A 12389-nucleotide genomic window follows, 5' to 3' on the forward strand; every position below is an offset into this window, starting at 1 on the left:
ACTCACCGTGGTTCGCGCGCCGGCCCCTTGAAGCATCGAAGCGGCGGAGAGCCCCGATCGGGTTATTTCACCACGGTCTCGCCGCCGGCCATCTTGGGTGCCGGTTCGCCGCTGGCGCTGCTCGGCATGGCAGGGCTCACCGCCACCAGGGGCGGGGCGGTCACCGGCGTGAATTTCGAATCCACGAATTCGAGGGCATCCTCGATAGTCTTGCGCCACAGCGACCAGGTGTGGTCGCCATCGGTGACGCGGAATTCGATGTTGATCCTGTCGGCCATCAGTGTCTCGTAGAGGGCCATGGAGCCGCGCCAGAAATTGAGGCCGTCATGGTCGCCAACGGTGAGATAGATCGCCGGCAGTTCGCTGCCGGCTTCGATCTGCCGGGCGAGCAGGGTGAACACATTGGCGTCATTGAAGCGCCGGGCGTCGAAGGGCGTACCGAAGGCACCGCCGAAATGGGCGCCCTCCGGTGGCAGATCGGGGCCTCCGACCACGGTGGCCTGGTCGATGCGCTTGAAATAGCTGCCGCTCGCGCCCGCCCATGCCGTCATGGTCTGGGAGGTCGGGATGTTCTGCCACAGTGCACCGGACAGGCTGGCGACCGCGACGAAGCGGTCCGGCCGCTTGAAGGCAAAGCGCAGCGCCCCGAATCCACCCATGGAAATGCCGGCGATGGCGCGGGATTTGCGGGTGCAATGGGGTGCGAAGCGCTTCTCGAAAGCGGTAGGCAGCTCGTTGAGGAGCGCGGTTTCGTAATTGCCCGGCCCCTTCACATCGGCGGAATCGACATACCAGCTGTTGCCGGCGGAGGGCATCACCACCAGCATCGGGTTGATGCGCCCGCTCTTGATCAGACGGTCGAGCGTCACCTTGATGGTGGCGAGCGACGACCAGTCGCGATTATTGGCGTCGCGGCCATGCAGGAGATAGAGCACCGGCCAGCCGGTTTCCGGCGCCGGCAGGTCCGGACGATAGACAGACACGGTCAAGGGCCGGCCCAAGGCCTTGCTGGGAAAGGACATTTCCTCGAGCGTGCTGGCCCTGGCCCCGGCGAGCATGGTCAATCCGGTAACGAGGCCGAGACAAAGCGTCATGGCCCTGCGGGCAACAGCAAAAATTCCTGCGGGTTCGGTGCGGACCATGCGCATTTCAAGCTCGTATTGTGCCGTGCGACAAGCGAATTCGTCGAAAGCCGGCGATCGCTGCTCGCATCCATCGCATGGTTGCTGCGCTGAGGCCGTTTGACCAGCCGCTTATGACGGCAAGCTGTGTCACAAATTTGGAAAACAACGACAATTTCCGGCCTTGACGTTGCCGGAGCGTCATTTTGTCGAACAGCGTGGCGATGATGCAACAGGGCATGCAACTTTTTGGCCGCAACTTCGTTCATCCCCGGTACAGGATGAGGCCGCCACTATGTCGCCAGGCTCCAAGAATCGCTTCTGAACTTGGTTGAGCGAGGTGCTGAAGGAAGGATGCCGAAGTGCTGGCATCCTGTCGTGGCAATTCAAGCGCGCCGCGGCGACAGCAGTGATGGAAGTGGAAGGCGCGTATTATGAACAATCAATTCAGCTTCTTGCAGCTGGCACGGCCGATGCGCCCCTATCTGCTTACGGCGCTTTTGTTCGTGCCCTGCTATTTTCTGCAGGCCTACCTGGGCTGGCACAGCTATTCATACTTTGTCTTCTTGCCGGCGGTCGTGCTTGCGGAAGTTCTGTTCGGCTTCGGCATTGGCCTGTTTGCCATCCTGCTGACGGCCACCGTCGTCACGTTCCTGTTCATCCAGCCCTTCTATACGCTGTGGCTGGCGCCCGCCCAGCTTCCGGCGCTGGCCTTGTTTGCCCTTACGGCGATCCTGATCTTCGGCGCTTGCGAGGCGGTGCGCCTGTTGATCGACTATGTTGCCGATCGTCGGCAAAACCCTCCGAAGCCGGTTGCCGCCAGCCCGGCGGTGAGGCCCAATCAGCGCGCCATCTCCGTCGACATGTGGCGCGGCTTCGTGCTGTGCACGATCTTCATCAACCACATGCCCGGCAACCTCTTTGAGGTCATCACTTCGCGCAATTTCGGTCTGTCCGATTCGGCCGAAGCCTTCGTCTTCATGTCCGGTGTCGCCATGGCGCTTGCCTATGGCCGCAAGTTCAATGCCGGCAAGGAAGTCGATGTCTCGCTGGCGCTCGGCAAGCGCGCCCTGAAGCTCTATGGCGTGCATGTCCTGATGACGCTGGCCGGCATCGCCATCTTCGCGGCAGGTGCCCTGCATTGGCGGATGCCCGATCTCATGGCGATGCATGGACGTGATCTCTACATCCAGGATGCCGGCACCTTCCTGCTCGGCACGCTCTCGCTCGGCCATCAGATCGGCTATTTCAACATCCTGCCGCTCTATATCGCCCTGATCGCCCTGGTGCCCGCTCTGTTCTATCTGGCGCGGCTGCATATCGGTGTGATGCTGGCCGCGTCGGCACTGCTCTACGGTTTGGCCCGCCACTATGGCTGGAACCTGCCGTCCTGGCCGATCGCCGGCGGCTGGTTCTTCAACCCCTTCACCTGGCAGTTCATGATGGCGATCGGTATCGCCGTCGGCCTGCTGCTGCAGCAGGGGCGGCTCGCCATCTCCAAGCCGCTGTTCGCCCTTGGCGGCCTGATCGTCTTCGCGGGTGCCTTCGTCGTCACCAACGGCTTCGGCCTGTCCTTCGGCGTGCGTGAGGCTGTTTATGGCTGGCTCGACCTCGACAAGACCAATCTCGGCCTTGGCCGCCTCGTGCACTTCCTGGGCATGGCCGCCTTCATCTATGGACTGGGCATCTCGCCCAAGCTGGCGTCGCTGCGGGTGATGCAGCCGCTGATCATGCTCGGTCGCCACAGCCTGCTGGTGTTCTTCCTGCTCTCGCTGCTGGCCGGAGCCGGCCAGGTGGTGCTGATGACGGGCCATGATGCGCTGTGGATCCAGATCGCTCTGGTCTGCGGCGGCATCGCCTTCCTGTGCGCCGCCGCCAAGTTCAGCGAGGCCGAGAAGGCGGCCGGCGGCCCGGTGATGGTGCGGGGCTGAACCAGCCCCCACCTCAGCGCAGCAGGGGCAGGATGGCCCGGACCCTGACATCGCGCAGATAGAGGCCGCCCCACATCAGCGCCCCGAGATAGACACCGAAGAGAAGGTGGCTGAAGACCGGCGTGCCCGCCCTGAGATTGGTGGCGATGGCGCCGCCCAGCAGGCCGGTGAGCAGCACCGCTCCCAGGATCGAGCTGCGCGGAATGGCGTAGAGCACCGTGGCGGCGAGGGTGATCACGCCAATGGTGCGGGCATGCTCGGGCGGATAGCCCAGGCCCTGCATGGTGTCGATAACCACCTGCAGGGGCATCAGCTTGATGGCACCGTCGAAGAGGAGGAAGACCACCACCAGGGTGCTGAGCACGATGCCCGTCCAATAGGCACCCCTGGAGATGGAGGCGGTTTCGTTCGGCATGGCTTCGTCTCCGTGTTGGCGGAACGGGTTGTCCGCCCGTTGCCACAAGGACGTTCGTCTGCACGTGGGGCCGACAGGACCCGCGCAAGATCGTTCGCTTTTCCCGTTGTAAAAGGCTGCTGCCGGAGTATCTCTCGGCGCCGACCTGTTGCAGGCGATGAGGGAAGCGGGACGGATATGCGGTTATGGCGATTGGCGCGACGCTCCTTCCTGGCTCTCGACGGCAGCGGCGCGGAGCGCCATGGCGCCCGCTGGACGTCGCCGGGCCGGCCGGTCGTCAATTTCGCCTCGGAAGCGGCCCTCTCCGTCCTTATCGTCCTGCGTTACTTGCCGCGGGATCTGGAGGGAATCGATCAGGACTATTTGCTGGGCTGGACCGAGACTGAGGAAGAACCGGAGGACATTCCCTTCACGCCGGATCCGGTCGAGAAGCGGGCGAGGGGGGATGCATGGCTGTCCTCGAACCGCTCCCTGCTCGCAGCCGTGCCCTCCGCCGTGCTGCCGGAAGCCAGGCTCATCCTGATGAATCCGAGACATCCCAAGGCGGGCTCGATCGCACCCTTGACGGTGCGCCCGTTCAGTTTCGAGCAGTGCCTCAGCCTGCCTCCCATGCCGGGCTAGGATCGATGAACGTCCGTGGCTGGATGGCGCACCTGTCGTCCTCAGCCTCGTGCATCCGGTTGCAACGCGGCGCCTGGGCAATATTGCGAACCATGCCGTAGAGTACGCCCGGATCGAACCGGTAGAGCAACCAGATGCGCCTCGGGCAGTGCCACAATTTTCACGATTTCCGTCGCATGGCCAGGCAGCGACTGCCGGGGCCGATCTTCGACTATATCGACGGCGGTGCTGATGACGAGGTGACCTATCGGCGCAATACCGCTGCCTTCGAGGCCTGCGACCTGGTTCCGAACGTGCTTCGCGGAGTGGCGGAAGTCGACATGTCGGTCACGGTGATGGGCCAGAAGCTGGCCATGCCGGTCTATTGTTCGCCGACCGCGCTGCAGCGCCTCTTCCACCACCAGGGCGAGCGGGCCGTCGCGGCGGCGGCGGGAAAATACGGCACGATGTTCGGGGTGTCCTCGCTCGGCACCGTCAGCCTGGAGGAGGCGCGGCGGATCAGCGGCGGTCCGCAAGTCTACCAGTTCTATTTCCACAGGGATCGGGGCCTGAACCACGATATGATGGCGCGCGCCAAGAGCGCCGGCGTGCAGGCGATGATGCTGACCGTCGACAGTATCACCGGCGGCAATCGGGAGCGCGACAAGCGCACGGGATTTGCCATTCCCTTCAGGCTCACGCTCGCCGGCATGGCCCAGTTCGCGATCAAGCCGGCCTGGGCGATCAACTATCTCACCCATGAACGCTTCCAGCTGCCTCAGTTGCAGGAACACCTCAAGCTCGACGGCGGGGCGCTGTCGATCAGCCGCTATTTCACCGAGATGCTCGACCCCTCTATGTCGTGGCACGAGGTGGCGGAGATGGTGCGGCTTTGGGACGGACCGTTCTGCCTGAAGGGGATCATGTCGGCCGAGGATGCACGGCGTGCGGCGGAAATCGGCTGCAGTTCGATCGTGCTTTCCAATCATGGCGGCCGCCAGCTCGACGGCTCGCGCAGCGCCTTCGACCAGCTGGCGGAGATCGTCGATGCGGTGGGAGACCGGATCGACGTCATGATGGATGGCGGTGTCCAGCGCGGGACGCATGTCCTCAAGGCGCTCTCTTTGGGGGCCAAGGCTGTCGGGTTGGGCCGGTATTACCTATTCCCGCTTGCCGCAGGCGGGCAGCCCGCCGTCGAGCGCGCCCTGGAGCTGATGCGGATCGAGATCGAGCGAGGCATGAAGCTGATGGGCTGCACGTCCGTCGCCCAACTCACGCGCCAGAACATTCGCCTGCGTTCTTGAAACGGTTCCCGGCCCGCGCCCGGTCCGGCAAGCGCGATCCGCGATGGGGCGTCTCACAGCTTGAGCGTCACCCTGGTGTTGAGGAGCTGACTGCGCCTGGCGCTCGAACCCAGCTTGATCTCGAAGTCGCCAGCTTCCAACACCGGCTGCAGGTCCCTGCCGGGGAAGGCGAGATCCCTCGCCGCCAGCGCGATGGTGACGGTGCCGCTCTGGCCGGGATCGAGGCTGATCCTGGCAAAGCCCCTCAGTTCCAGCAGGGGCCGGGACAGGCTCGCCACCAGATCATGCGTGAACAGGAACACGGTTTCCTGGGCCGCGCGCTTGCCGGTGTTGGTTACAGTGGCGCTGATCTCGATGGTGTCGTCGGGGCCGAACACGGCCTTGCTCACCTTCAGGCCCGACAGGCTGAAGGCGCCATAGGTGAGGCCATGGCCGAAAGGGAAGGCCGGCGCATTGGGGGCGTCGATATATTTGGAGGTGTAGTGGTCGTTCGGGTTGAAGGGGCGGCCCGTCGGATATTGCTCGTAGTAGAGGGGGGCCTGCCCGACTGCATCGGGCCAGCTCACCGGCAGGCGGCCGGAAGGCGATTCCTGCCCCATCAGGAGATCGCCGATGGCGGGGCCGGCCTGTTCGCCGGGCCACCAGGCCATCAGCACGGCCGATGCCTTGTGGAACAGCCAGGGCAAGGTCAGCGGCCGGCCGGCGAAGAGCACGACGACCACCTTCTTGCCGAGCGCCAGGATCGCCTCGGCGAGCTCGCGCTGCTTGCCCGGCAATTCCGGATGGGCGCGGCTGGCGGCTTCCCCGCTCATCGGTGCCGTCTCGCCCAGGCAGAGCACCACGGTGTCGGCAACGCGCGCCGCTTCCACCGCAGTGGCGATGCCGGAGGTGTCGTCCGAGTTGATCTTCACGCCCTCGGCCTGTGCCACGACGGTAGCGACCTTGCCGAGGCTGGTACGCAGCGTGACGCTGTCCTCGGCCACCGAGGCGCCGCCCCAGGGACCGCGCATGTCGGCCTGGGCGTCGGCGAGCGGACCGATCAGAGCGATTCGCTCGGTACGCGTGAGCGGCAGGGCCTCGTTGTAATTGGTGAGCAGGACGCAGGATTTGCGCGCCGCGTCGCGCGCGACCTCATGATGGTCGATGTTGCCGGCCATGGCGGCCAGGGGCGCCGTACCGCGCCGATAGGGCTGGTCGAACAGGCCGAGCCGTTCCTTGAGGGCGAGGACGCGCCTGACGCAGGCGTCGATCTCCGCCATGGTGACGAGGCCACGCGACAGGGCCTCCGGCAGATGTTTGCGATAGGCGTTGGACACCATGTCGATGTCGACGCCGGCCCGCAGGGAGAGGGCTGCCGCCTCGGCGAGGTCGCCCGCGACACCATGGTTCAGCAGCTCGGCCACCGCATTGTAGTCGCTGATGATGACGCCGTCGAAGCCGAGCTTGTCGCGCAGCCAGCCCTTGAGCAGCGGCTCATGCGCCGTCATCGGCATGCCGGCCAGGCTGTTGAAGGCGGGCATGATCGCGGCCACCCCGGCTTTGACGGCAGCCTCGAAGGGCGGCAGATAGATCTCGTGCAGAGCCCGATCCGAAATATCGACCGAGGCATATTCACGCCCGGCGACCGGCGCGCCATAGGCACAGAAATGCTTGGCGGTGGCGGCGATCGAGCCAATGGCCGACAGATCCGAGCCCTGGAACCCCTTGACCTTGGCAATCGCCATTTCGGCGTTGAGCCAGGAATCCTCGCCCGCGCTTTCGACGATGCGGCCCCAGCGCAGGTCCCTGGAGACATCGATCATCGGCGCGAAGGTCAAGGCAAGGCCGTCGTTCCAGGCTTCCACGGCCGCGATGCGCGCCGTGCGGGCCCAGGCAGCCCGATCGAACATGGCGGCTTCCGCCAGCGGCACCGGGAAGGCCGTCTTGTGGCCGTGGATGACGTCGAAGCCGAGCAGCAGCGGAATGCCGAGGCGCGATTCCTCCACGGCGATGCGCTGGACCTCGTTGACGTGATCGACGCCGACCATGTTGAGCAGATTGCCGATATCGCCGGAGCGGATGGCGTCGGGCGAGTCCCCGCCGAGCAGGGGGCCGGTCACCGCATAGCCCGAGGCAACCATATTGAGCTGGCCGAGTTTTTCTCGCAGCGTCATCTTGGACAACAGGGTCTCGATGCGGCTCATCATAACTCCTCGTTCGGCAGGCTTTCGCCGATCGCCGGATCGGCGGGGCCGATGTGCAAATCAGCCTCTCTTCCTTGCTTAACGCCTCGCGGCTTCTGTTCAACCCCCGCCTTGGTTAGCATCGCCGGAACATCGTGCGGTTTGGCGGAATCGCCAGGAACCGCAAGGGCGCTGTGGCCAATCCGTTGAATTGGCCGGGAACAAAGAGTTAGAGCAAGAACGACGTTTCCCGCTAACGTGTTTTGCTCTGGGAATCGGAGAGGGCAGATGAGCGTGATCACGGATCTGGATCGCTGGATCGAACAGCAATATCCCATTGCCGTCAGGAACATGCAGCTTGCGATCTCCGCCACGGCCACGGTGAAGGAGCGGCCGGGTTTCGGCCAGACCATCACGCCGAAAAGAGGTTCGGTGGTGGCATCGCCCGTACCGGCCTCCTACGATCCGGACCCCGACTATTTCTTTCACTGGTACCGCGACTCGGCCGTGGTGATCGATGCCCTCCGGCAGATCGATCCCCGCTGGCTGGACGGCGATATGGCAGCGGCGCATTTCTGCGATTTCGTCGATTTCAGCCTGTCGCTCAACGCTCTCAGGGGCGCCGATCTGGTCGCGGAGCCGGGTTGGCGCGTCAAGGTCGCCGAGGACTATCGGCAATTCGTGCGCGAGGATGCGGATCTGGCCAGCGCGGTGGTGCGTGGAGAAACGCGGGTCAACCCGGATGGATCCCTCGACATCTCGCGCTGGAACCGGCCGCAATATGACGGCATCGCGGCCCGTGTGCTGACCGTGCTGCGCTGGGCCTCCGGCCGATCCTTCGGTGTCAGGCACGACGATGCCGTCGCGACCCTGCTGGACCAGGACATCCGTTTCGTCCTCGCCCATTGGCGCGAGCCGAGCTACGACATCTGGGAGGAGGAAAAGGCGCATCACTACTATACGCTGCGCATCGAGGCGGCGGCGCTGGAGGAAGGGGCCTCCTGGTTGGCGGCGCAGGGCGATGCCGCGACCGCCCAGCGCGCCCGGGCGGATGCCGCGGAGATCCAGGGCCGCCTCCATCATTTCTGGCAGCCGGAGGAGGAGTTCTACCGCTCCCGCCTGACCGAGGACGGCAAGCCAACGCCGAAGGATCTCGACATCGCCGTCATCCTCGCCGCGATCCATGCCGCCGGCGCCCTGCCCACCCATTCGCCGCACGATATCAGGATGGAAGCGACGCTGGATCGCCTCGATGAGATCTTCGAAGAGGACTATGCGATCAACCGGGGCCGGCCCGAGGGACGCGGCATTGCGCTTGGCCGCTACCGGGGCGACGAATATTACTCCGGCGGGGCCTATTACTTCTCGACGCAGGCGGCGGCAGAATTCTGCTATCTGCGCGCGGCGGCCCTGCGTGCGGCGGACCCTGCCGCTGCCGATCGCCTCAAGGCGCGGGGCGACGCCTATCTCGAGACCATCCGTGCCTTCACGCCCGATGACGGCGAAATGTCCGAGCAGTTCGACCAGGCGACCGGCGAACACACCTCGGCCAAGCATCTGGCCTGGAGCTATGCCGGTTTCATCACGGCGGTGGAGGCGCGGCGAAAGGCGGGGTAAGCCGCCCGGCATAAGCACGATTTCGGCGACTTCCCTGCGAAACGCTCTATCCCAAATGGGACATGGCGTCGGCGCCGACAAGGCTCCTACGATGGCCGGCAAGCCGCTGAGGCGGTACCGGATCAGAGGGGAAGGCCTTGTCGAAGACGCTCACCACCACGCCGCGGCAGGATGGTTTCCGCGCGCCCGGCGAGTTCGAGCCGAAAGCCGGTTGCTGGTTGATCTGGCCCGAACGGCCCGACACCTGGCGGCTGGGGGCCAAGCCTGCGCAGAAGCTGTTCGCCCGCGTCGCCACCGCGATCGCCGCCAGCGAGCCGGTCACGGTGATCGTCTCGGCGCGGCAGTGGCGTCATGCCCGGGCCTGCCTGCCCGACACGGTGCGGCTCGTCGAAATGTCGAGCAATGATTCCTGGTTGCGCGACAGCGGCCCCAATTTCGTCGTCAACGACCACGGCGAGGTGCGCGGTGTCGACTGGACCTTCAACGCCTATGGCGGGCTGAATGGCGGGCTGTATTTTCCCTGGGACCTCGACGACCAGCTTGCCCACAAGATCCTCGAAATGGAGGGGATGCACCGCTATCGCTCCACCCTGATCGCCGAGGGTGGCGGCCTGCAATGCGACGGGCAGGGCACGCTGATCACCACCGCGCAATGCCTGCTCAATGCCAACCGCAATGGCCATCTCGGCCTTGCAGCGGTTGAGCAGCAACTCGCCGACTATCTCGGCATCGACACCATCGTCTGGTTGCCTCGGGGCTTCGCCTTCGACGAGACCGATGGTCATGTCGACGACATCTGCTGCTTCGTGCGCCCGGGCGAGGTGGTGTTGAGCTGGACCGACGAGAAGGACGATCCGCAATATGAGATCGTGCGCGAGGCCGAGGACGTGCTGCGCTCGGCGCGCGATGCCCAAGGCAGGGCGCTGAAAGTGCACAAGCTGCCCCATCCCCTGCCGATCGAGACCACGGCCGAGGAAAGCGAGGGGGTGGACCAGGTCGAATTGACCTGGGCGCGGCCGGTGGGCAACCGCATCGCGGCGAGCTACATCAACTACTATCCCGGCAACAGCGTGGTGGTGGTGCCCGAATTCGGCTGTGCCCTGGATCGTCCCGCCAAAGCCGTCCTGGCCGGGCTTTTCCCCGGCCATGCCATCGTCGGCATAGAGAATTCCCGCGAGATCCTGCTCGGCGGCGGCAATGTCGCCTGCATCACGCTGCCCGTCTATGCCGGGCGTCGCGGTTAGAGCGGGCTTCGGTCTGCTTGGATAATTCTCCTCATGATCTCAACGAGATGGGACCTTCCTGGTCTGAGCGGACCGGAAACGCTCCATCGGCTGCAAAGGAGGTTCGCATGCGCTCCCTGCTTCGTTCGGTCGTCCTTGTCATATGTCTCGCCCTTATCGGCCTGGCTCCAGTCCGGGCCGAGGACGAGAAGACCGTCAATGTCTACAATTGGACGGACTACATCGCGCCCGACACGGTGGAGAAATTCCAGAAGGAGACCGGAATCAAGGTCGTCTACGACAATTACGACGGCAACGAGATGCTGGAGACCAAGCTGCTGGCGGGCCGCTCCGGCTACGACGTGGTGTATCCTTCCGCCTTTCCCTTCCTCAGGAACCAGGTCAAGGCCGAGACCCTGCAGCCCTTGCGGCGCGATGCCATGCCCAATGCCGCCAAGGTCGACCCTCAGGTGCTGGCCCTGATTGCTCAGGCAGACCCCGGCAACCAGCACGCCATGCCTTACATGGGCGTGACCGATGGCATCGGTTACAATGTCGAGGCCATCAAGCGCCGCATGCCGGATGCGCCCGTCGATTCCTTCGCCATGATCTTCGATCCGGTGATCGTCCAACGCTTCGCCGATTGCGGCGTTGCGATGATCGATGCGCCGACCGAGGTGATCCCCATGGCGCTGGCCTATCTCAAGCTCGATCCGCATTCGACCGCCCCAGGCGATCTCGCCAAGGCCGAAGCCCTGCTGAAGAAGGTGCGGCCCTCCATTCGCTATTTCCATTCCTCGCGCTACATCAACGATCTGGCCAATGGCGACATCTGCCTGGCGCTGGGCTGGTCGGGCGACATCCTCCAGGCCAAGACGCGTGGAGCGGCGGCAGCCAAGCCGGTCGAGGTGGCCTACGCCATCCCGCGGGAGGGCACGCTGGTGAATTTCGACACCATGGCCGTGCCCAAGGACGCGCCGCATCCCGACAATGCCATGCGCTGGATCGACTTCAATCTGCGGCCGGACATCGCGGCGGCCAATTCCAATTTCATATCCTATGCCAATGCGGTGCCGGCGGCGCGGCCTTTGCTCACCGAGGCGATTGCCAAGGACCCCGGCATCTATCCGCCGGACGACGTGAAGGCACGGCTGTTCGTGGTGACCAATTCCGACGTGGCGGTCCTCCGCCGCCAGACCAGGGCCTGGACGCGGATCCTGACGGGGCAGTGAGCCTGCCGTGAGAAGACGCCTCAGAGCGAGCGCCCGTCGCGTCCGCCGGCGAGCAATTCGACCTGGGAGTGCACGCCCAGCTTGGCATAGATGCTCTTGATGTGGTTGCGCACGGTGCCGGGCGATATGGCGAGCCTGCGGGCGATGGATTTGGCGCAGCCACCCTCCAGCATGAGGTCCAGGATCTGCCGTTCCCGGGCGCTCAGCCCGGTCTTGCCGCCGATACGGCCAGCCTGGCGGCCCGTCTGCCACAGTCGCCACAGCCGTTCCAGCACCAGCCGGATGGCGTCGCCGGCCCCTTCGGCGAGGACGAGGTCGGCATGGATGAAGCCGGGGCTTCCCCGATGGCGGAAGAAGGTCACGTAGCCGGCGGTGCCGGGTGAAAGATTGAACACGCCGGTGATTTCGTCGATGGTCTGCGACGGCTGGTAGAAGTCCCGATAATAGGGCGTCTTCTCGAAATGGAAGGTGTCGAAGCTGGACAGGGGCAGCAGGAAATCCTGCCGCGTGGCGGCGAATTTCTGGAAGAAGGGATCCTGGCGAAAGAGGCCCCCGTCATATTGGCGGTTCCAGCGATCGGGCCGCCCGCCGTCGATGGTGACGCAGGCGCCTTCCCGCAGATAGAGGCCGACATGGCAGCTGTCCGCTGCCAGGAGGTTGCGGGCGCTCGGTGCAAAGCGTTCCGCCAGTTGCGCCGGGGACGTTGCGGCGAACGCCTCGGCAAGGCCGCGATTCCACTGCGCAAAGCGGGACAAAGGGAGCCCTGGTTCCATGGGACGGCCAT

Annotated in this window: 10 protein-coding genes; 6 read left to right on the plus strand and 4 right to left on the minus strand. The window is 64.8% G+C overall.

What is annotated here, in order from left to right; genetic code table 11:
- Positions 1 to 62: 62 nt before the first annotated feature.
- Positions 63 to 1142, minus strand: coding sequence for an alpha/beta hydrolase-fold protein (locus ACIGJE_RS34905; RefSeq protein ID WP_415083100.1), 1080 nt, complete (start codon positions 1140 to 1142; stop codon positions 63 to 65).
- Between the two features lie 413 nt (positions 1143 to 1555).
- On the opposite strand from ACIGJE_RS34905, the gene opgC reads away from it, so the two are divergent.
- Entirely contained in the window at positions 1556 to 3052 is a 1497-nt protein-coding gene (gene opgC, locus ACIGJE_RS34910; RefSeq protein WP_367625027.1) for an OpgC domain-containing protein, read from the plus strand.
- 13 nt (positions 3053 to 3065) lie between these two features.
- On the opposite strand, the gene ACIGJE_RS34915 is transcribed toward opgC, so the two are convergent.
- A complete protein-coding gene (locus ACIGJE_RS34915) occupies positions 3066 to 3467 on the minus strand; it encodes a DoxX family protein (protein WP_415083102.1) in 402 nt (133 codons plus the stop codon).
- 177 nt (positions 3468 to 3644) lie between these two features.
- On the opposite strand from ACIGJE_RS34915, the gene ACIGJE_RS34920 reads away from it, so the two are divergent.
- Together ACIGJE_RS34920 and ACIGJE_RS34925 are read left to right on the plus strand one after the other, a co-directional pair.
- Positions 3645 to 4088 (plus strand): RES family NAD+ phosphorylase, encoded by a 444-nt coding sequence (locus tag ACIGJE_RS34920; protein ID WP_415083104.1) that lies wholly within the window; start codon positions 3645 to 3647, stop codon positions 4086 to 4088.
- Between the two features lie 134 nt (positions 4089 to 4222).
- Positions 4223 to 5371 (plus strand): alpha-hydroxy acid oxidase, encoded by a 1149-nt coding sequence (locus ACIGJE_RS34925; RefSeq protein WP_415083106.1) that lies wholly within the window; start codon positions 4223 to 4225, stop codon positions 5369 to 5371.
- Positions 5372 to 5424: 53 nt separating this feature from the next.
- Here ACIGJE_RS34925 and ACIGJE_RS34930 read toward each other — a convergent pair whose 3' ends face one another.
- Positions 5425 to 7554, minus strand: coding sequence for a glycoside hydrolase family 3 N-terminal domain-containing protein (locus ACIGJE_RS34930; protein WP_483681780.1), 2130 nt, complete (start codon positions 7552 to 7554; stop codon positions 5425 to 5427).
- A 267-nt stretch (positions 7555 to 7821) separates the two neighbouring features.
- Between ACIGJE_RS34930 and ACIGJE_RS34935 the strand changes: the two genes are divergently transcribed.
- The 3 genes from ACIGJE_RS34935 to ACIGJE_RS34945 all read left to right on the plus strand — a co-directional run bounded on the left by ACIGJE_RS34935 (position 7822) and on the right by ACIGJE_RS34945 (position 11605).
- Complete coding sequence (locus ACIGJE_RS34935) at positions 7822 to 9150, plus strand: glycoside hydrolase family 15 protein (protein WP_483681298.1); 1329 nt, start codon at positions 7822 to 7824, stop codon at positions 9148 to 9150.
- A gap of 137 nt (positions 9151 to 9287) precedes the next feature.
- Positions 9288 to 10394 (plus strand): agmatine deiminase, encoded by a 1107-nt coding sequence (gene aguA, locus ACIGJE_RS34940; protein WP_415083110.1) that lies wholly within the window; start codon positions 9288 to 9290, stop codon positions 10392 to 10394.
- A 107-nt stretch (positions 10395 to 10501) separates the two neighbouring features.
- Positions 10502 to 11605, plus strand: coding sequence for a polyamine ABC transporter substrate-binding protein (locus ACIGJE_RS34945; protein ID WP_415083112.1), 1104 nt, complete (start codon positions 10502 to 10504; stop codon positions 11603 to 11605).
- 20 nt (positions 11606 to 11625) lie between these two features.
- Here the strand turns inward: ACIGJE_RS34945 and ACIGJE_RS34950 are convergent, their stop codons facing one another.
- Entirely contained in the window at positions 11626 to 12378 is a 753-nt protein-coding gene (locus ACIGJE_RS34950) for a helix-turn-helix transcriptional regulator (protein WP_311944783.1), read from the minus strand.
- Positions 12379 to 12389 lie beyond the last annotated feature (11 nt).

The sequence above is a fragment of the Labrys sp. E2SS-1L genome (assembly GCF_057073705.1).

Bases quoted from the DNA above. Each gene is read 5' to 3' on its own strand.
- ACIGJE_RS34935 (WP_483681298.1), top strand. From the start codon at position 7,822: ATGAGCGTGATCACGGATCTGGATCGCTGGATCGAACAGCAATATCCC.
- ACIGJE_RS34945 (WP_415083112.1), top strand. From the start codon at position 10,502: ATGCGCTCCCTGCTTCGTTCGGTCGTCCTTGTCATATGTCTCGCCCTT.
- ACIGJE_RS34925 (WP_415083106.1), top strand. From the start codon at position 4,223: ATGCGCCTCGGGCAGTGCCACAATTTTCACGATTTCCGTCGCATGGCC.
- opgC (WP_367625027.1), top strand. From the start codon at position 1,556: ATGAACAATCAATTCAGCTTCTTGCAGCTGGCACGGCCGATGCGCCCC.
- ACIGJE_RS34930 (WP_483681780.1), bottom strand. From the start codon at position 7,554: ATGAGCCGCATCGAGACCCTGTTGTCCAAGATGACGCTGCGAGAAAAA.
- ACIGJE_RS34915 (WP_415083102.1), bottom strand. From the start codon at position 3,467: ATGCCGAACGAAACCGCCTCCATCTCCAGGGGTGCCTATTGGACGGGC.
- ACIGJE_RS34920 (WP_415083104.1), top strand. From the start codon at position 3,645: ATGCGGTTATGGCGATTGGCGCGACGCTCCTTCCTGGCTCTCGACGGC.
- ACIGJE_RS34905 (WP_415083100.1), bottom strand. From the start codon at position 1,142: ATGGTCCGCACCGAACCCGCAGGAATTTTTGCTGTTGCCCGCAGGGCC.
- ACIGJE_RS34950 (WP_311944783.1), bottom strand. From the start codon at position 12,378: ATGGAACCAGGGCTCCCTTTGTCCCGCTTTGCGCAGTGGAATCGCGGC.